This is a genomic window from Streptomyces javensis, assembly GCF_039525925.1.
In the GTDB taxonomy this organism is placed as follows: domain Bacteria; phylum Actinomycetota; class Actinomycetes; order Streptomycetales; family Streptomycetaceae; genus Streptomyces; species Streptomyces asiaticus.
On record NZ_BAAAIF010000005.1, the window covers coordinates 264,534 to 283,604 of the forward strand.

15 protein-coding genes are annotated in these 19,071 nt (G+C 70.3%); 11 read left to right on the forward strand and 4 right to left on the reverse strand.

Annotated features, from left to right (window positions below):
• Positions 1 to 376 precede the first annotated feature (376 nt).
• The 5 genes from ABD329_RS07970 (at position 377) to ABD329_RS07990 (ending at position 9,107) form a co-directional block, all read left to right on the forward strand.
• The gene (locus ABD329_RS07970) at positions 377 to 3,250 is read left to right on the forward strand and encodes an AAA family ATPase (protein WP_198275796.1); all 2,874 of its coding nucleotides are present in this window, start codon (positions 377 to 379) and stop codon (positions 3,248 to 3,250) included.
• Between the two features lie 126 nt (positions 3,251 to 3,376).
• Positions 3,377 to 4,570, forward strand: coding sequence for a cytochrome P450 (locus tag ABD329_RS07975; protein ID WP_198275795.1), 1,194 nt, complete (start codon positions 3,377 to 3,379; stop codon positions 4,568 to 4,570).
• An 87-nt stretch (positions 4,571 to 4,657) separates the two neighbouring features.
• Positions 4,658 to 4,852, forward strand: a complete 195-nt coding sequence (locus tag ABD329_RS07980) for a ferredoxin (RefSeq protein ID WP_037961789.1) — start codon at positions 4,658 to 4,660, stop codon at positions 4,850 to 4,852.
• Between the two features lie 83 nt (positions 4,853 to 4,935).
• Entirely contained in the window at positions 4,936 to 6,000 is a 1,065-nt protein-coding gene (locus tag ABD329_RS07985) for a 3-dehydroquinate synthase family protein (RefSeq protein WP_198275794.1), read from the forward strand.
• Between the two features lie 383 nt (positions 6,001 to 6,383).
• On the forward strand, positions 6,384 to 9,107 hold the full coding sequence (locus ABD329_RS07990; RefSeq protein WP_246618257.1) for a helix-turn-helix transcriptional regulator: 2,724 nt from the start codon (positions 6,384 to 6,386) through the stop codon (positions 9,105 to 9,107).
• A gap of 79 nt (positions 9,108 to 9,186) precedes the next feature.
• On the opposite strand, the gene ABD329_RS07995 is transcribed toward ABD329_RS07990, so the two are convergent.
• A complete protein-coding gene (locus ABD329_RS07995; RefSeq protein ID WP_198275792.1) occupies positions 9,187 to 9,843 on the reverse strand; it encodes a class I SAM-dependent methyltransferase in 657 nt (218 codons plus the stop codon).
• A 231-nt stretch (positions 9,844 to 10,074) separates the two neighbouring features.
• On the opposite strand from ABD329_RS07995, the gene ABD329_RS08000 reads away from it, so the two are divergent.
• Genes ABD329_RS08000 through ABD329_RS08025 form a run of 6 tightly spaced genes read left to right on the forward strand, consistent with a single transcriptional unit; the run spans position 10,075 to position 15,860 of the window.
• Positions 10,075 to 10,941, forward strand: a complete 867-nt coding sequence (locus tag ABD329_RS08000; protein WP_198275791.1) for a 3-hydroxyacyl-CoA dehydrogenase family protein — start codon at positions 10,075 to 10,077, stop codon at positions 10,939 to 10,941.
• Complete coding sequence (locus tag ABD329_RS08005) at positions 10,938 to 11,213, forward strand: acyl carrier protein (protein WP_198275790.1); 276 nt, start codon at positions 10,938 to 10,940, stop codon at positions 11,211 to 11,213. Before ABD329_RS08000 ends, ABD329_RS08005 begins: the two co-directional genes overlap by 4 nt.
• A complete protein-coding gene (locus ABD329_RS08010; protein ID WP_198275789.1) occupies positions 11,210 to 12,343 on the forward strand; it encodes an acyl-CoA dehydrogenase family protein in 1,134 nt (377 codons plus the stop codon). The genes ABD329_RS08005 and ABD329_RS08010 overlap by 4 nt, the downstream gene beginning before the upstream one ends.
• On the forward strand, positions 12,340 to 13,458 hold the full coding sequence (locus ABD329_RS08015; protein ID WP_198275788.1) for an HAD-IIIC family phosphatase: 1,119 nt from the start codon (positions 12,340 to 12,342) through the stop codon (positions 13,456 to 13,458). The genes ABD329_RS08010 and ABD329_RS08015 overlap by 4 nt, the downstream gene beginning before the upstream one ends.
• 49 nt (positions 13,459 to 13,507) lie before the next feature.
• A complete protein-coding gene (locus ABD329_RS08020; RefSeq protein ID WP_198275787.1) occupies positions 13,508 to 15,568 on the forward strand; it encodes a carbamoyltransferase family protein in 2,061 nt (686 codons plus the stop codon).
• Between the two features lie 4 nt (positions 15,569 to 15,572).
• Positions 15,573 to 15,860 (forward strand): O-linked N-acetylglucosamine transferase, encoded by a 288-nt coding sequence (locus ABD329_RS08025; protein ID WP_198275786.1) that lies wholly within the window; start codon positions 15,573 to 15,575, stop codon positions 15,858 to 15,860.
• Between the two features lie 92 nt (positions 15,861 to 15,952).
• Here ABD329_RS08025 and mhpA read toward each other — a convergent pair whose 3' ends face one another.
• From mhpA to ABD329_RS08040, 3 genes are all read right to left on the reverse strand, one after another.
• Positions 15,953 to 17,590 carry a bifunctional 3-(3-hydroxy-phenyl)propionate/3-hydroxycinnamic acid hydroxylase MhpA gene (gene mhpA, locus ABD329_RS08030; protein WP_198275785.1) on the reverse strand — a complete coding sequence of 546 codons (1,638 nt, stop codon included), beginning with the start codon at positions 17,588 to 17,590 and terminating at the stop codon, positions 15,953 to 15,955.
• Positions 17,587 to 18,372 carry an arylamine N-acetyltransferase family protein gene (locus ABD329_RS08035; protein WP_344316132.1) on the reverse strand — a complete coding sequence of 262 codons (786 nt, stop codon included), beginning with the start codon at positions 18,370 to 18,372 and terminating at the stop codon, positions 17,587 to 17,589. Before ABD329_RS08035 ends, mhpA begins: the two co-directional genes overlap by 4 nt.
• Positions 18,369 to 19,071, reverse strand: a 703-nt coding sequence (locus ABD329_RS08040; RefSeq protein ID WP_344316133.1) for a beta-ketoacyl reductase, incomplete at its 5' end; no start/stop codon positions are given. The genes ABD329_RS08035 and ABD329_RS08040, both read right to left, overlap by 4 nt.

A 19,071-nucleotide genomic window follows, 5' to 3' on the forward strand; every position in this document is an offset into this window, starting at 1 on the left:
ACAGGCTGAGGTGTATTCGCGTCGGCATGCCGCACTCTCCTTTTGTTGTGCGCGTCGGCGCCGGTGGCGTCCCGCCCTTTCCGGGGTGTGCGGACCGGCCGCCCGCTCGGTCGAGCATGATCACACGGGGGACGCACGGGGGCAGGTAACCGTGGCTGAGGTCACAACCTACGGAAGGTATCGTTCCGGTTGTGTCTCTGCTTGTATGACCGTCAACGACACTGGCTCCCACCGGAGGTGATCCACATCAGAGAATTCACCGCCGCCGACGCAGCGGATATCTGTCTCGTCAGAGAAACGTTCTTCCGCAGGGTGGGATGACTGCGGACATCAACTCATCTCTCAAACGCAACCCCCACAGCGAGGACTGATGAGTATGGGACTGACAGATTATCAATCCGAGCTCCACGATGTTCTCGGCGCCGCAGCAGAAGGCAATGGCGGGCTTCTGCAAGTGATCGGGGGACCGGGTGTCGGGAAGACCACCTTATTGGGAAGTCTGAAGGAGCGGGCGGCCGCATCGGGTGCGGTCTGTCTCACGGCGTCCGGATTCGCGGACGACACCGCCATTCCGTTCAACATCGTGGAACAGCTGGTCCGATCCTCCACGGCCACCGGCGCATTGGATGTCGTGGCACACTGGAGGACCGCCGGGGAGCGATATGCGGAAGCCGAGCACGACCTGCTGAGAAGTCTGGTCCGGGAGATATCCGACGTGCTGCACCGCATCGCGGGCGGCAGGCAACTGATCCTCGCGGTCGATGACGCCGAGCATGCCGACTACCCCTCCCTGATGTGCCTTCTGCATATCGCCCGGCATGCGTCCGGCACCCGCACCCTCGTCGTGATGACCAGCGGGCAGACCCACCACCTGTGCACCCGCATCCACAGCTTCCACCACCTCTACAGGATCGATATCGGTGCCCTCCCGGAGTCCGGAGTCCAACGCCTGCTGGAGCGGCACGGCGACGCCGACCTGGCCGACCGGATCCACTCCTCCTGCCACGCCATCAGCGGAGGCAACCCGAGGCTGGTCAGGGCCCTGCTGCGGGACCACCTCAAGGCCGACCGGAGTGGGGCAGGCGGAGATGTCACGGTCGGAGCGGAATTCCAGGAGTCCTACCGCTGGTCCCTGTTGTGCCATCAGGGGCTGCTCCAGGTGGCACAGGCGCTCGCCGTGCTCGGCCCGTACGGCAGCCCCTGGCGGGTGGCCAGTCTGCTCGAATACGGTGCGGAACGCGCGTCCCGGGCCATCGACCTCCTCAACTCCGCGGGTCTGCTGGGGGACGGGCGTTTCCGGCACCCGGCGGCCCGTTCCGTCGCGCTGGAGACGCTGACGGCGGAGGACCGGGCCCGCCTCAGCGCGAAAGCGGCCGAACTTCTGTATGCCGAGGGGGCCGACCCCATCGCGGTGGCCGAACTCCTGGTCACCGCCGACAAAACGCCGGACCAAAAGGGCGTGGCGGTGCTCTGGCAGGCGGCCCAGAAGAATCTCGACGAGGGATGCACGGAGGAGGCGATCGCCAGTCTGCGGCTCGCCGACCGCGCGGACCTCGGCCGGCGGGAGCACATGGACATTCTCATGGCGCTGGTCGGCGCGTTATGGTCCAGCAATCCGGCGGCCGCCGAACCCGAGCTGGACCGCCTGCTGGCCGCGATCCGGGCGGAATCCCCCGCGGACATCCCGGAGCAGTATCAGTGCTTCCTGCTCTTCATGGTGCTGTGGTTCGGCCGGTACGCCGATGCGGAAGCGACCTTCAAATGGTCGTCGGGCAATGATGACACCGATACCGCGTCCAGTATGGCCGCTCTGCGGGTGACCCGGCAGTGGGTCACCTTCCTCAAACCGATGCTGATCCATGACTTCCCCGGGCAGGACGTTCCGGACGGGGAAGTCGACGCTTTGTGGGCGGCCAATCTGGAGCACGGTCTCCAGCTCTCCGTGGACGAGCTGGGCATGGAGATCGGGCATCTTCAGGATCCGCGGCAGATGGCGGACTTCTCCCCCGACGCCATGCATCTGTTGTCTCCCTCCAACCATTTCTGGTTCGCTTACGCATACGCCTGCCGGATCGTCTGGGCATTGGCCGCCAGGGGGGAATCGGAGGCGGCGGACCGGCTGTGCGGGGCGCTCTTCACCGCGGCCGACAAGCTGAACATGAAGACCCCGTGCGCCGTCGCCCTGTCCATGCGCGCATATATTCGATGCCGCCATGGGGATTTCACCACCGCCATTGATCTCGCGGGTACGGCGTTGCGTTCCATCCCGCCGCGCGGCTGGGGCGTCGCCATCGGATTGCCGCTGTCCGTGCTGGTGGCGGCCCACACCGCCATGGGCAGACTCGAAGAGGCCCAGCGGTATCTGCATTACTGGGTGCCGAAGGAAATGTTCGACAGCGTGGTGGGACTGGAGTACCTCCGGGCCCGGGGGCAGTACTGCCTGGCCACCAATCGCCCGTACGCCGCGCTGAACGACTTCATGGTGAGCGGGATGCTGATCGATCAGTGGCCCGTGGACTTCGGTGATCTGGCGCCCTGGCGCGTCGACGCCGCCGAGGCGTATCTGCGGGTCCATGAACCGGCGGAGGCCAAGAGACTCGCCCTGGAAGAGCTCAAGCTGTCGCCCGACCGGCCCCTGAGCACCCGGGGCAGAGCACTGCGCACCCTGGCCATGGCCGAGGACCCGGACAAGCGCAGACTGCTCCTCTACCAGTCCGCCAAGTGCCTGCGCGAGCAGGGCGACCGTTATGAACTCGCCCGTACGCTGGCCGAGCTCAGCCAGGACTACCTCAGCACCGGGGAGACCCAACAGGCGCGCACCACCTGGCACGAGGCGCAGAGGCTGATGGACGAGTGCGGGATGAGCGCCCAGCACGAGAGCCGGAGAGAGCTCGTCGTGGACGGTGTCGAGAGCGTTGGGAACCCTCAGCTGCTCAAGGACGTGGGGGAGTCCGAACGCACCGAACGCACCGAACGCACCGAACGCACCGAACAGACCGAGGACACCGACCCCGGCACACCGGCCGAGGGCGCCGAGCACCCCGTACTGTCGGAGGCCGAGTGGCGGGTGGCCACGCTGGCGGCGTCCGGGATGACCAACCGGCAGATCGCCAAGAGCCTGTACATCACCGTCAGCACCGTGGAGCAGCATCTGACCCGCATCTACCGCAAGCTCTCGGTGGGGAACCGGCAGGAGCTGTCGCGCCGGCTGTGGCTGCTCATCGGTGCCACGGGAGCGTCGTCCGGCTGACCGCCCCCGAGGCAAGGGGGGATAGGGGAGTGGTTAGGGGACTGGGGAGCGGGCGTGCGGACCAGACTTGGCAAACCGTAGGGCGGCGCAGTGGCGGCGATCGAGCGACTGACGGGACGGACAGGCATGGACGAGATACGCGACTACCCCGAACTGCGGGCTGCTGCATGCCCGTTCTCACCCCCGCCGGGTTATGAGGAGCTGCGCGAGCGGTCCGCCGTCACACGGGTGCGGATGTGGGACGGCAGCACCCCGTTCCTGGTCACCGGCTATCACGAGGCGCGGACCGTGCTCGGCGACGACAGGTTCAGCGCCGACGGCACCCACAAGGCGATGCCCCGCTTTGTGAAGTTCGAGGTGCCCGCCGATGTGTTCAACCTCGGCAGGATGGACGATCCGGAGCACGCCCGGATCCGCCGCATGCTCACCGCGCACTTCACCATCCGGCGCACCGAGGCGATGCGGCCGATGATCCAGGACATCGTGGACGGCCTCCTGGACCGGCTGATCGCCGAGGGACCGCCGGCCGACCTGGTGGCCGACTTCGCCTTCCCGCTGCCGTCCCAGGTGATCGCCGTGATGCTGGGCGTCTCGGACGCCGACTTCGCCGAGTTCCAGCGCGCGTCGCAGGGCGTCATGGACTTCACCGTGTCCACCGAGGAGATGGGCGCCGCGCTCGGTGTCATGGTGGACTACGTCTCCCGGATGTGCGCGGCCAAGCGCGCCGCCCCGGGAGACGACCTCCTCAGCCGGCTCATCGTCGACCAGGAGCGGACGGGCGCGCTCACCCAGCAGCAGGTGGTCGCCACCGCCCTGGTGCTGCTGCTGGCCGGGCACGAGACCACCGCCAACATGATCGCCCTGTCCACCGTCCTGCTGCTGCGCAACCCCGACCAGCTCGCCCGGCTGCGGGCGGACCCCGGGCTGATGCCCAACGCGGTGGACGAACTGCTCCGGTACATCACGATCGTCCAGGAGGGCACCGGACGGGTGGCCATCGAGGACGTCGAGGTCGGCGGCGTGCTCATCCCGGCCGGCGAAGGGGTGATCATCAACCTGCCCAGCGCCAACCGCGATCCCCACTTCGCGGGCGCCCATGAGCTGGACCTGGGCCGGACGAACGCCCGCGAGCACGTCGCGTTCGGCTTCGGGGTGCACCAGTGCCTGGGGCAGACCCTCGCCCGGGTCGAGCTCCAGATCGCACTGGAGACCCTGGTGCGCCGGCTGCCGACACTGCGCCTGGAGGTTCCGTTCGAGGATCTGGCGTTCCTGTACGAGTCGATGAACTTCGGCGTCGCCCGTGTGCCCGTCGCCTGGTGACCGGTCACCAGGGATGGCCGATGGCCGATGGCCGGTGACCGCGGACCGGAGGCCGGGCGGACAACAGAAGGAGAGAGGAGCACCATGGTGAAGGTCTCGGTGGATCAGGAGAAGTGCTGCGCGGCCGGACACTGTGCGCTGGCCGCGCCGGAGGTGTTCGACCAGCGGGAGGAGGACGGGGCCGTCGTGCTGCTGGACCCGAACCCGCCGCTCGCGCTCCGCGACAGCGTCGCCGAGGCGTCGTTCCTCTGCCCGGCCGCCGCGATCGCGGTAGAGGATTAGGGCATCAGCAAGCGCTCCACACCCGATCGCGGCCCCGGCGAGACGCTTCTCGCCGGGGCCGCGCAAGCGAGGGGAAGGCAGTCTTGACCACGTCGACTTCCAGTCCGGCCGCCAGTTCCGGGTCTGCTTCCCGGCAGGTCACCGTCGGGCTGGCGGAACGCTCGTACACCGTTCACATCGGACACGGTGTGCAGCGGCTGCTCCCGCAAGTGGTGGCCGCTCTGGGGGCGCGCAAGGCGGTGGTGGTCACCGCGCGGCCCCCCGAGCGGACCCCCGACCCGGGAGTGCCCTCGCTCGTCGTACCGGCGCGTGACGGGGAGGAGGCCAAGGACCTGGCCGCCGTGACGGACCTGTGCCGCCGGTTCGTCGGATTCGGGCTGACCCGCTCGGATGTGGTGGTGTCCTGCGGTGGCGGCACCACGACCGATACGGTGGGCCTGGCCGCCGCCCTCTACCACCGGGGCACACCGGTCGTCCATGTGCCGACCTCGCTGCTGGCCCAGGTGGACGCGAGCGTCGGCGGGAAGACCGCGGTCAATCTCCCCGAGGGCAAGAACCTCGTCGGCGCCTACTGGCAGCCCGCCGCCGTGCTCTGCGACCTCGACCACCTGGACACCCTGCCCGAACGGGAATGGCGCAACGGCCTCGGCGAGATCGCCCGCTGCCACTTCATCGGCGCGCCCGATCTCGACCGGTTGCCCCTGCTCGACCAGATCGCGGCCAGTGTGACGCTCAAGGCGGGCGTCGTCGCCGCGGACGAACGCGATTCGGGCCTGCGCCACATCCTCAACTACGGCCACACGCTGGGACATGCGCTGGAACGCGCCACCGGGTTCGCGCTGCGGCACGGGGAGGGCGTGGCCATCGGCACGGTGTTCGCCGGGCGGCTCGCCGGCGCGCTGGGGCGCATCGGCCCGGAGCGGGTCGCCGAGCACCGTGAGGTGGTCGCCCGCTACGGCCTGCCGATCGGGCTGCCCCCGGATGTCTCCGTCCTCGAGCTGGTGGAGCTGATGCGGCTGGACAAGAAGGCCACCGATGGGCTGACGTTCGTCCTGGACGGACCCGAGGGGGCGGAACTGGTGCGCGGGATCTCCGAGGAGACGGTCGGCGCCACCCTCGCGGAGATGCCCCGGGAGCCGGAGGGGTGATGCGTGGCGCGAACCGGAGGGGGATGCGGCGCGAACCGGAGGGGGATGCGGCGCGCCGGAATCGCCATACGCCGCGGTATTCGGACCCGTCGTTTTAGGGGCACACCGTCTCGGTAGGGGGTTGACCGTACGGCGCGCGCCCTGGATAACAGAACAGCGCGGCGCGTAAATCGAGATGCGTCGGGGTCGGTTAGGGGGCGGAGGTTCCGGTAGGGGTTGATGCTGGTACGGGCGTGCTGATGGAATCGTTTCCCGATCAACGTTTGGTCTGACCCAAGGGCCGCGAGTCCGCATTTCGTCGACCTCGATCGGGGACCATGAACATGCCCTACAGCTATGCCATGCCGGTGAATACCGAGCGGAATTCCCGTCCGACGGACAGAATGAGGAATGCCGCGCCGCACCTCGGACATCCATTCGGTGACTCTTCGGTGCGGCCCGGGCAGGCCCTTCTCGTGGACGGGCCGCTGGCATGCGGCAAGACGACCCTGCTCCGGTCGTTCGCCGAGCGAGCCTCGGAGGCCGGCTACCTCGCCGTCACGGCGACGTGTTCTCCCAGCGAGCGGGACCTCCCCTTCGGCGTCGTCTCCCAACTCGCCCGCGGGGTCTGGAAGTCACCGGGTGGACTGCCCGAGGTGCCGGGGCTGTCGGCCATCCTCCACGGGACCAGCGATCCGGCGGACCAGGCCGAGATCGCCCGGCTGTGCCATCGGCTGTGCACCTCGCTGATCGACCATGCGGAGCACACGCCGCTGCTGCTCGCCGTGGACGATGTGCGGCACAGCGACCCGGCCTCCGCGCACTTCCTCCTCCAGCTGGTGCGCCGCCTGGACGCGGCACGGATCGCGGCCGTGTTCACCGACGACCTGAGCCTGCCCGCGCCGTCGCTGCCGCTCCGCTATGAACTGCTGCGCTCCCAGAACCTGCGCCGGATCGGCCTGGGTCCGCTCAACCGCGAGCAGGTGGCGGATGTGGTCGTGGCGGAGCTGGGCGAGACCGCGCGCCACCGCGCCGGTGACGTCTACGCCGCCACCGGCGGCAACCGGCTGTTGCTGCACACCCTGCTCTCCGACTACGGCGAACACGGCGAGCCCCGTCAGGCGGGTTACGGCCAGTCCTTCCTGAGCTGTCTCCACCGCAATGAGCCGATCTTCCTGGACGTGGTGCGCGCGCTGGCCGTGGTGGGCGCCTCCTTACCCGCCGCCGACCTCGCCTGGCTGACCGGCCAGGAACCCGAGCCCATCGGCCAGGTGCTGGCGGCGCTGACCGGTGCCGGGCTGATGGACGAGGGCGCGTTCCGGCACGAGGCGGCGCGGCTCGGCGTGCTCAACGACATGCCCGCGCGGGAGCGCAGGAGCCTCCACCAGCGGGCCGCGCGGCTGCTGCACGACCAGGGCAGGCCCGCCACCACGATCGCCCGCCATCTGGTGCGCGCCGGGCAGATCCCCGACTCCTGGCCCGCGGAGGTGCTGCTGGAGGTGGCCGAGCAGGTGGCGGTGGGCGAAGAGCCGTCCATCGCCGTCGACCTGCTGGAGCAGTCCTTCGAGCAGTGTCCGCACGAAGAGCGGCGCGCCGCCCTCCGGGCCAAACTCGCCGAGGCGGAATGGAAGATCAACCCCTCCACCGCCAGCCGCCACCACACACCGCTCTACGGCGCCGTCCGGGCCGGGCGGCTCGGCCTCCACGACAGCGTCACCCTCCTCATGCAACTCCTGTGGAAGGGCGGTCTGACCGACGTGGAGGGGCTGCTCGCCCATCTGCGCCACGACCCCGCCGCCACGGACCAGCTGCACGCCATCGAGGCGGCGCTCACCTGCACCTACCCCTGGCTGGCCGAGCGGCGCACCGCCCCGGCCCACCACGGTGGCTCCGCGGCCACGCGGGCGGCGGTGTGGCCCCGGGCCGGCACCGTGCTGGCCGACGTGCTCACCGGCGGGCAGACCCATGACACCGTACGGCGCGCCGAGGAGGTACTGCGCGAACTACAGCTCGGCCACGACCCGGCGTGCCAGGAGCAGGCGGGGCTGTTCGCCCTGCTCGCGCTGGTCTACGGCGGCCGGATCGACCTGGCGTCCGCCTGGTGCGAGGGCGCGCTCGGCGAGACCGGCGGGGGACCGCATGTCCCCATGCGGCAGGCGGTGCTGGCGGCGGCCAGGTCGGAGATCGCCCTGCGCCGCGGTGACCTCGCCGAGGCCGCGGAGCGGGCCCGGGCCGCCCTCACCCATGCCACCCCCGGCGCGTGGGGCGTGGCGATCGGGCTGCCGCTCGGCTCCCTCATCCTGTCGTGCACCCGGATGGGCCGGCACGAGGAGGCGGGGTTCCATGTCGCGCAGACCGTGCCCAACGCCATGTTCAAGAGCTCCTACGGACTGCACTACCTGTACGCCCGCGGCCACTACTTCCTCGCGGCCAACCGCCACCAGGCGGCGCTCGCGGACTTCCTGCTGTGCGGTGAGCTGCTCACCGACTGGGGACTGAGCAGCGGCTGCGACCCGGTGCCGTGGCGGATCGGGGCGGCGGAGGCCTGGCTCGCACAGGGCAACCACGACCAGGCCCGGATCCTGGTCTACCAGCAGCTCAGCCGTCCGCACACGGACGGGGCCAGGGCCCGCGGGCAGTCGCTCCGCCTCCTGGCGGCCACCAGTTCGGCCAAGCGGCGGCCGCAGTTGCTCAACGAGGCGGTGGGGCTGTTCACCGAGCAGGAGGACAAGTACGAACTGGCCCGTACGCTGTGGGACCTCAGCCAGGCGTACCACGCGCTCGGCGAGAAGAAGCAGGCCCGCCGGACCATGCGCCGGGCCTGGCACGTGGCGAAGATGTGCGACGCGGCCTCGCTGTACGAGGAGTGGCTGCCGGCCGACGACCCCTCCCAGGCCACGGCGTTGCTGCCGAAGGCGGACACCGGGGTCGAGCGGTTGACCCACTCCGAACGGCGGGTCGCGTCGCTGGCCGCCATGGGCTACACCAACCGGGAGATCGCCGGGAAGCTGTATGTCACGGCCAGCACCGTGGAGCAGCATCTGACCCGGGTCTTCCGCAAGCTGGACATCAAGCACCGGGAGCAACTGCCCACCGAACTCTACGCCGACCGCATGGAGTTGGCGTGACAGCGGACGGCCATGCCCCGGGAGGACCCCGGGGCATGGCCGTCGTGGGTGCGGCGGTGTGCGCGGTGTGCGCGGTGTTTCAGCGCTTGACCGCGAGCGTGATGCCATCACCCACGGTGAGCATGCTGATCTCGACGCGTGCGTCCTCCCGGAGCAGCTTGTTCACCTCGCGCAGGGCGGCGGTGTCGGCGTCCTGCGCGGCCGGGTCGACCACCCGGCCGAAGAAGAGGGTGTTGTCCAGGACGATGAGCCCGCCGCGCCGGAGCAGCGCCAGCGACTCCTCGTAGTAGTGGGCGTATCCGGTCTTGTCCGCGTCGATGAAGACCAGGTCGAACTCCCGGCCCTCCCGCCGCAGTCCGGCGAGGGTGTCCTTCGCGTCACCGATGCGCACATCGATGCGGTCCGCCACTCCGGCGCGCTCCCAGAACGGGCGGCCGAGCCCCGGCCACTTCGGTGTGATGTCGCAGGTGATCAGCGCGCCGTCGGCCGGCAGCGCCCGTGCCATGCACAGTGTGCTGTATCCGGTGAAGGTGCCGATCTCCAGCACCGAACGGGCGTCCAGGAGCCGCACCAGCAGCCCGAGAAGCTGGCCCTCCTCGGGCATCACCTGCATGGCCTGCGCGGCGGGCAGACCGGCGGTCTCCGCCCGCAGCCCGGCCAGGACCTCGTCATCGCGCAGGGACAGTTCCCGTACATAGCCGAGGATTTCCTCGGTCACATCGACTTGCTGAGCCATCGGATTGCCGCACCCCGCAAAGGTGAAAGGGAAAGTCAATGCGGCCAATGCTAAGAATCCGCGGACGCGCCGCGCAATGGCGCCCGCCGGAATGCCGGAACTCATATTCCGGCTGAGGGGGGTCTAGGGGGGATCCTTAGGGGATTTGCGCGATCGCCCGGACAATATCGTGAACGCGGAAGCGCGTGTCATGGTCGGCACGTTGTTCACAACGCGCTGCGGAGGCGATGAATGAGCGGACATGCGGAAGCGCCGCGGCTCATGGTGCTGGGCGCAGGAACGATGGGACTGGGAATCACCTCGCTCGCCGTCGGCCACGGAATCCCGGTGACGGTCGTCGAGGTGGACGAGGCCAGGGCGGGCCGGACGCGGGCCGCGGTCACCGAACGGCTCCGCATGGCCCAGCTCATGGGAGCCCTGCCGGCCGGCCGCCCGCAGGGCGAGCTGACCGTCACCGCGTCACCGGCCGACGGCCGGGACGCGACCGCCGTGGTGGAGGCCGTCACCGAGGACACCCCCACCAAGGCCAAGGTGCTCGAGGCGGTCGCCGGGCTCACCGGAGCCCAGGTGCCGCTGATCTCCAACACCTCCTCCATCCCGATCGACGAACTGGCCGGTTTCATCGCTGATCCGGCACGGCTGGTCGGCACCCACTTCATGAACCCGCCCTATCTGATCCCCACGGTGGAGGTGATCCGCGGCCCCCGTACCGGGGACGCGGTGATGACCGCCGTGACCGATCTGCTGCGGGCGCTGGAGCGCAAACCGGTCGTCGTCGGCGACGGGCCGGGGTTCGTCACCAGCCGGGTGCTGCATCCGATGATCAACGACGCGATCCGGGTGGTGCAGGAGGGCACCGCGACGGTGGAGGCCGTGGACGACCTCATGCGGGAATGCCTCGGCCACCGCACCGGGCCGCTGCGCACCGCGGATCTGATCGGCCTGGACAACCTCGCCGACTCGCTGCGCGTACTGCACGAGCGCACGGGGGACTCCCGGTGCGCGCCGAGCGAATTGCTGCTGGAGAAGGTCCGCGACGGCCACCTGGGCCGCAAGTCGGGCCGCGGGTTCTACGCATACGGGAAGGAACTGGCGTGACCATCTCATCGAAGCCGGGCAGCCACACCGCCGAGACGGTGGCGCAGGAGGTGCAGCAGTTCCTCGAACAGCGCACCAAGCAGACCTGGGACCCGGACACCGATCTGTTCAGCAGCGGTGCCGTGTCCTCGATGTTCGCCATGGAACTGGTCGTGCACCTGGAGTCGACCTTCGACGTGGTGATCACCGGCCCCGACCTGGCACTGGACAACTTCCGCACGGTGAACGCGATGACCGAGATGGTCCTGCGGCTGCGCGAGGCACAGCCGTGACCGACGCCGCCACCAGCCATGCGGAGCTGGTCAGCGGGTTGATCGGGGACCGGGCCGACGCCTGGGACGTGGCCGGGGAGCTGCCCCGCGACCTGCTGGTCAAACTCGGCGCCTCCGGAGTGCTGTGCGCACAGGTCGGCCCCGAGCACGGCGGCATCGGACTGGACAGCCGGGCGGGCGGGGAGCTCACCGCGCGGGTCGGCGCCCGGTGCAGCTCCCTGCGCAGCGTGATGACCTCGCAGGGCATGGCGGCGTGGACCGTGCGGAGACTCGGCGGCGCGGAGCAGTGGGGCGCCTTTCTGCCCCGGCTGACCTCCGGAGACCTGGCGGCGGTCGGATTCAGCGAGCCAGGGGCGGGCAGCGACCTGTCGGCGATGGAGACCGAGATCGCCGACGACGGCACTGAGGTGATCGTCACCGGGCGGAAGGTGTGGATCACCGCCGCCCACTACGCCGATCTGCTGGTGGTGTTCGGCAAGTACCGGGGCGGCGCCACGGCCGTGGTCGTGCCCGCCCGGGCCCCCGGGGTCCGGATCACCCGGGTGGCGAACCCGCTGGGCTGCCGCGCCGCGGGCCACGCGGACATCACCCTGGACGCGGTCCGGGTGCCCGCCGACCACGTACTCGGTGGCACCGGACTGCCGCTGCCCCTCGCGACCACCGCCGCGCTCACCTACGGGCGGATGTCCGTGGCGTGGGGGTGCGTCGGCATTCTGCGCGCGTGTCTGGACGCCGCCGCCGCGCACACCGCCACCCGGGAGCAGTCCGGCCGCGTACTCGCCGAGCACCAGTTGGTGGCCCGGCACCTGACCGAGCTGTATGTCGCGGAGCGGCACGCCACCCGGGCCTGCGAACACGCCAGCGCCTCCTGGGACACCGGCTCGCCCGACATGGCGGTGGACGCGGTGCACGCCAAGTACGTGGCCTCGCGCGAGGCGGCCGAGGGCGCGGCCCGCGCCGTACAGCTCCTGGCGTCCGCCGCGGCCTCCGACGGCCATGTGGTGGCCCGGGCGTACCGCGACGCCAAGCTGATGGAAGTCATCGAGGGCACCAGCGAGATCTGCCAGCTCATCCTGGCCCAGCACATACGGAAGCCGGCCCAGCACACGCGGAGGAAGGTGCAACCATGACGGAGGGGAAGCCCGTGAGCGGGAGCGAGCCGCCGACGGCCGTCAAATGTCTCGTCTGGGATCTGGACAACACCCTGTGGCGCGGCACGCTGCTCGAGGACGGCGAGGTGCCGCCGTTCGAGTGGGTGCGCGATGTCATCACCACCCTCGACGAACGTGGCATTCTCCAGTCGGTCGCCAGCAAGAACGACCATGACCACGCCTGGGCGCGCCTGGAGGCGCTCGGGCTCGCCGAGTACTTCGTCCTGCCGCACATCGGCTGGGGCCCCAAGTCGGAAGCGGTGCGCGCCATCGCGGAGCGGCTGAACTTCGCCCACCGCGCCATGGCCTTCGTGGACGACCAGCCCGCCGAACGCGCCGAGGTCGCCTACCGGCTCCCCGAGGTGCGCTGCTACCCGGCCGAGGACGTGGCCCGGCTCACCGGACTGCCCGAGTTCAGCCCCGCCGTGGTCACCGTGGACTCGCGGCAGCGGCGGACCATGTACCAGTCGGGGTTCCGCCGGGACGCCGAACGGGCCGAATTCAGCGGCCCCGACGAGGAGTTCCTGCGCACCCTGGACATCCGGATGGCCATCGCCCGCGCCACCGAGCGTGAGCTGTCCCGGGTCGAGGAACTGACCCTGCGCACCAGCCAGATGAACGCCACCGGTGTGCACTACGCCGACTCCGTACTGCGCGGACTGCTCACCGACCCCGCCCATGAGGTGCTGGTCCTCACGATGGGCGACCGGTTCGGCACGCACGGGGCCGTCGGCATCGTGCTGCTGGAGAGGCATCCGAAGGTGTGGCATCTGAAACTGCTCGCCACCTCCTGCCGTGTGGTCTCCTACGGCGCCGGGTCCACCGTGCTGAACTGGCTGGCCGACCAGGCGGCGCGGGCCGGGGTGCACCTGGCCGCCGACTTCCGGCGCACCGACCGCAACCGGATGATGGAGGTCGCCTACCGCTTCGCCGGGTTCGCCGAGACCACCTGCGGGTGCACCGCCGCCCTCGCGGTCCCCGGCGAGGAGGGGGTCGAACGCCTCCACCTCACCCCCGCGTTCCAGCCGGCCCCGACGACGCTGCGGCTGACGGCGCCTGAGCTCGCCGACGCGGCCCTGCCGCACTCCCGCTGACCGGCGGGCGCTTCCCCCGGATCCTCGCGTCCGCCTCTGACTGGTTTGGGTGATCACTGTGCTTGTGCTCGGGCTCAACGGCAACTTCTCCGCCGCGGACACCGATGTGGTGCCGCAGCTGGGCGAGGTGTTCTTCCACGACTCGGCGGCTTCCTTGATCCGCGACGGCGAACTCGTGGCCGCGGTGGAGGAGGAGCGGCTCAACCGGATCAAAAAGACGACGAAATTCCCCCTCAACGCGGTCCGTGAGTGTCTGGCCCTGGCCGGCGCGCGGCCCGAGGACGTCGACGCGGTGGGCTACTACTTCCCCGAGAACCACATCGACACCGTCCTCAACCACCTCTACACCGAATATCCGAAGGCGCCCCTGCGCTACTCCCGCGAGCTGATCCGGGAGCGGCTGAAGGAGGGCCTGGGCTGGGACCTGCCGGACGAGAAGCTGGTGTACGTACCGCACCACGAGGCACACGCGTACTCCTCGTATCTGCACTCCGGCATGGACTCGGCCCTGGTCCTGGTGCTGGACGGCCGTGGCGAGCTGCACTCCGGCACCGTCTACCGGGCCGAGGGCACCCATCTGGAGAAGCTGGCCGACTACCCCGTGCCCAAGTCACTGGGCGGGCTCTATCTGAACGCCACCTATCTGCTCGGCTACGGCTTCGGCGACGAGTACAAGGTGATGGGCCTGGCCCCCTGGGGCAACCCCGAGACCTACCGCGACACCTTCGCCAAGCTCTACACCCTCCGCGACAACGGCGAGTACGAGCTGCACGGCAACATCATGGTGCCCAACCTGGTCAGCCCGCTGTTCTACGCCGAGGGCTTCCGGCCGCGCCGCAAGGGCGAGCCGTTCACCCAGGAGCACCGCGACTTCGCCGCCGCGCTCCAGGAGACGGTCGAGAAGATCGTGCTGCACATCCTCCAGCACTGGGCGAAGACCAGCGGTCTGTCGCGCCTGTGCTTCGGCGGCGGCGTCGCCCACAACTCCAGCCTCAACGGCCTGATCCTCAAATCCGGGCTGTTCGACGAGGTGTTCGTGCACCCCGCCTCGCACGACGCGGGCGCGGGCGAGGGCGCCGCCTACGCCGCGGCGGCGAGCCTCGGCACCCTCCAACGGCCGAGGAAGCGGCTGCTCAGCGCGAGCCTCGGCCCGGCGCTCGGCGACCGGGAGCGGATCAGGGCCCGGCTGGCCGACTGGGCGCCGCTGATCGATGTGGAGCACCCCGACGACGCCGTGGAGACCGCGGCCGGACTCCTCGCCGCGGGAGAGGTGCTCGGCTGGGCCTACGGCCGGTCCGAGTTCGGCCCCCGCGCCCTGGGCCACCGCAGCATCGTCGCGGACGCGCGCCCCGAGGAGAACCGCACCCGCATCAACGCGATGGTGAAGAAGCGCGAGGGCTTCCGCCCGTTCGCCCCCGTCGTCACCGCGGAGGCCGCCCCCGACTACTTCGACCTCTCCGGCGCGGAGGGCCACCACGAGTTCATGTCCTTCGTGGTGCCGGTGCTGCCGGAGCGGCGTACCGAACTCGGCGCGGTCACCCACGTGGACGGCACCGCCCGGGTGCAGGTCGTCTCGGCCGAGTCGGGCGAGCGGTTCCACCGCCTGGTGCGGCGGTTCGGCGAGCTCACCGGCACCCCGGTGCTCCTCAACACCTCCTTCAACAACAACGCCGAACCCATCGTGCAGAGCCTCGACGACGTGGTGACCAGCTTCCTCACCACCGACCTGGACGTCCTGGTGGTGGAGGACTGCGTGGTGCGCGCCAAACCCTCGCCCGACCTCGGCGCCCTGGTGCCGCGATTCCGCCCGGTGACCCGGCTGGCCGAGCGCAGGACGGCCGGTCCGGACGCCTCGGCGGGAGCGAAGACCCACGAGATCTCCCTCGACTACGACGGCGGCCCGTCCGCGAAGGTGTCACCCGAGCTGTACGAACTGCTCGGCGCGGTGGACGGCACCACCACGCTGGGGGACCTGGCCAAGACCGTCGCGGGCGGGCTGTCGGAGGAGCTGGCCACCGAGGTGTTCGCCCTGTGGGAGCAGCGCTTCCTCACCCTGACCCCGGCCGGGGACACAGGGCCGTCGGCGGACGACGGCACCCGGGGGCGCTGACCCGATGGCGGCGGACCCGATCACCGAAGTACACCGGGAGATCACCCGGCTGCTGACGAAACTGGGCCGACCCTCCGGTACCCGCCCGGACGCCCTCGTGGAGGCCTGCGTGGCCTGCCTGGAGGCCGCCCAGTGCGCCTCGGCCGCCGCCACCGGCCAGGAACACCCGGACACCGGCGCCCAGGAGGCGCTGCACGCGGTCAACGCGGCCGCCCTGGCCATCAGATACGCCCTGGTCAAGGCGGGCGACGAACGCCGCCGCGCGGCACGGACCGGGGAGAGCGTCACCTGAGCGCTCCGCTGGGACTTCCAAGCGCGAAACCAACTGGTCCCTTCCCCCTTGGCACTCGAGGGAAGGGACCAGTCGTATGCGGATGGGGAGCCTTACGACGGGGCCGGGGCCGGGTTCAGCTGCGTGGCCAAGTCGTCCACCAGGGAATGGAGCTCGGCCTCGTCCCTCGCGATGCCGAACAGGTAGAAGTCCGGGCGTACCAGCACCGCCAGCGCGTCCATCTCCGACAGGTAGGGCAGGTACCGGTCCTCCACGTCCAGCGCGTCCCGTGGGCCCAGGTCGGTCGTGGGGGTGTCCGCGGGGACCATGCGCACCAGCCGGGTGCCGATGCTGTCGAGGAACTTCAGGCGTCGTGCGCCCAGCGTCGGGACCACGTCCTCGGCGTGGAGGAGGACGAAACCGGTGCCCACCACGTCGTCGAACAGACCGGTGGTCCCCGCGCGGCGGACTCGCCACTGGGGGCCGGCCTGGCCGGCGTACGGTGCCGGGCGGCCCTGGTCGTCCTGGTGCAGCAACCCGTCCACGAGCGGCTTCACCACGGAGCGGCGGGCGGCGCTCGGGCCGATGTTGCGTTTGCGCGCGGCCAGCATCGCCGCGTCACGGTCCGCCGCCGCGGCCGGGTCCGCCATGCACACCACCCGGCCCAGGCCCACCGACATCTCCACCGCGTGCCGCACATGTGCCCGCCGCTCGGTGGTGTAGGTGTCCAGCAGCGCCGGTGCCGCGTGTCCGCCCAGGACCAGGTCCAGTTTCCAGGCCAGATTGGCCGCGTCCCGGAATCCGGAGCACATGCCCTGCCCGGCGAACGGTGGCATGAGGTGTGCCGAGTCCCCGGCCAGCAGCATCCGTCCGGCCCGCCAGCGCTCGGCCCAGCGGGCCTGGAAGGTGTAGACCGCGTGCCGGTCCAGGACGCCGTTGTCGGGCGTCACATCGAACAGCCGCAGCAGCTCCCAGGCGCTCTCCACGGTGCCGAAGTGCTCGGGGTCGTCCGCGGGCACCCGCATGAACTCGTACCGCCGGTGGCCGGGGCCCGCGGACACCGCCGTCCGGGGGCGCGCCGGATCGCAGATCTCCAGGTTGTTCGGCCGGAACTCGCGGTGTTCATGCAACCGCACATCGCAGATCAGCCAGTCGTACGAGAAGTCGAGGTCCGTCATGGTGGTGCCGACACCCGTCCGCACCAGGCTGTTCGCGCCGTCGCAGCCGACCACCCAGCGAGCGGTGAGGTCCGTCTTCTCCTCGTCCGGGCCGACCACGGTCAAGGTCACGTGGTCACCGTCGTCCGCGAGTCCCACCGCCTCGTATCCGCGCAGGATCCGCAGCAGTGGCAGCGTCGCCCCGTGCTCGATCAGCGCGGACTCCAGGGCGGGTTGATAGGCGGACAGCGCCTCCGGCCAGGTGCAGTGGCCCCGGTCGGCCACCTCGTGGTCGATCAGCGTCTCGCCCTTGGTGTTCTGCCAGGCGTGGTCCCGCGCGGGTTCGGTGAACTTGTCGAGCGAGTCGCCGATCCCGGCCGAGGCCAGAATCCGCGCGGCCTCACTGTCGAACCCGACCGCCCGGGGATGCCGGTACGGCTCCGGCCAGCGCTCCACCACCGTCACCCGTCGGCCGCGCTGGGCCAGCAGCACCGACAGCAGCTGCCCCACCGGTCCATAGCCGACGATCAGCACCTCGGCCCCGAGGCCGTCGGTTTCCCGCGCGGTGTCCACCGCCGCCTCCCGCCCGCTCATGCGCCCGCCAGGATCAGATCGACCACGTCCTGGAACTCGTCCGCCTTCACCAGCACCTTGGTGCGCTCCACCCCGTCCTCGACGGTGAAGTAGCGCCTGCCGATCAGTACGATCTTCCCGTTGTCCGTGGCCCGGCTGCGGAAGGTGGTTCCCGCGAGCACCGAGTCCTGTGCGTAGTCGTCCAGGCTGTCCAGCCGCACCGCGTCCCAGCCGGACGGGTCGGCCAGCTCCGGCCGGAACCGGTACACCGGCTGCCAGTCGCTCTCCTTGGGCCGCCGTTCCACCACCCGGTAGCCCTCGTGTTCGGTCACCCGGTACGAGCAGCCGTACTGGTGCTGCTCCTCCTCGGACAGATACAGCGGCTCCGAATACGACGGCCCGGGGAAGCCGACGTCCACGAGGTGGATCCGCCCATCGAGGTGGACCAGGTCGAAGGTGTGCTCCCGCTCCGGGCCGAAGGTGCCGTTCGCCTGCCGCACCGCTGCCGCCACCATGCGCACGTCGTAGCCGAGTTCGGCCAGCAGCGTGTGGAACAGCCGGTTGAGCTCGTAACACACTCCGCCATGGCCCTCGGTCACCACATGTTCGAACACCAGGTCAAGCGGGACGTTCGTGAGGTGCCGCGAGGCCGGAAGCCGGTCGGGGGCCGTGGAGTTGTCGTACGGGACCGCCATGAGATGCCGTTTGTGCAGATGACGGAGGGTGTCGAGGGTCGGTGGGGGCGTGCCCTCCACCCCGATGCGCCGCAGATACTTCGCCACGTCGAACATGCTTTGGGTCACCTCTCCGTGCTCTGGTCGTCGTCTTCGGCCGCTTCCCGGGCTGCCACGTCCGTGTCCGTGGTGGCCGCGCCCAGCGCGAGCTGGTCCTGGAGGTGCTCGGCGGCCATGGACGGGGTGGGGTAGTCGAACAGCATCGCCGCCGCGAGCTGGAGGCCGGCGGCCGCGTTGAGGCGGTTGCGCAGCTCCACCGCGGTCAGCGAGTCGAACCCGATCTCGAAGAGGGCGTCGTCCGGCCCCACCGCGTCCGGGGTGGGGTGCCCGAGGACGGCCGCGGCTTCGGCTCGCACGAGCTCGGTGAGGCGCTGGTGCCGCTGGGTCGGATCCAGGGCGGCCAGCTGCTCCGCGAGGGACGGGGCGTCGTCCTCCGGCTGGGCCGAGGTGTGGGCGGTGGGGCGGTGTTGGCCGCGTACGAGTGTGCGCAGCAGGGGCGGGAGGGTGTGCGGGTCGGTGTTGTTCTGGAGGGCGGTGAGGTCGAGTTTGAGGGGCACGAGGTGCGGGTGGGGGGTGGCGAGCGCGGTGTCGAGGAGGCGCATGCCGTCGGCGTCGGTCAGCGGGATGACGCCGCTGTCGCGGGTGCGTTGCTGCTGGGTGGTGGTCATGCCGGCGGTGAGTGTGCTGGTGGTTTCCCATAGGCCCCAGGCGAGTGAGGTGGCGGGGAGTCCGGCGGCGTGGCGTTGGTGGATGAGGGCGTCGGTGTAG

Bases quoted from the DNA above. Each gene is read 5' to 3' on its own strand.
- mhpA (WP_198275785.1), bottom strand. From the start codon at position 17,590: ATGAGCGGGCGGGAGGCGGCGGTGGACACCGCGCGGGAAACCGACGGC.
- ABD329_RS07995 (WP_198275792.1), bottom strand. From the start codon at position 9,843: ATGGCTCAGCAAGTCGATGTGACCGAGGAAATCCTCGGCTATGTACGG.
- ABD329_RS07975 (WP_198275795.1), top strand. From the start codon at position 3,377: ATGGACGAGATACGCGACTACCCCGAACTGCGGGCTGCTGCATGCCCG.
- ABD329_RS08015 (WP_198275788.1), top strand. From the start codon at position 12,340: ATGACGGAGGGGAAGCCCGTGAGCGGGAGCGAGCCGCCGACGGCCGTC.
- ABD329_RS08025 (WP_198275786.1), top strand. From the start codon at position 15,573: ATGGCGGCGGACCCGATCACCGAAGTACACCGGGAGATCACCCGGCTG.
- ABD329_RS07990 (WP_246618257.1), top strand. From the start codon at position 6,384: ATGAGGAATGCCGCGCCGCACCTCGGACATCCATTCGGTGACTCTTCG.
- ABD329_RS07970 (WP_198275796.1), top strand. From the start codon at position 377: ATGGGACTGACAGATTATCAATCCGAGCTCCACGATGTTCTCGGCGCC.
- ABD329_RS08000 (WP_198275791.1), top strand. From the start codon at position 10,075: ATGAGCGGACATGCGGAAGCGCCGCGGCTCATGGTGCTGGGCGCAGGA.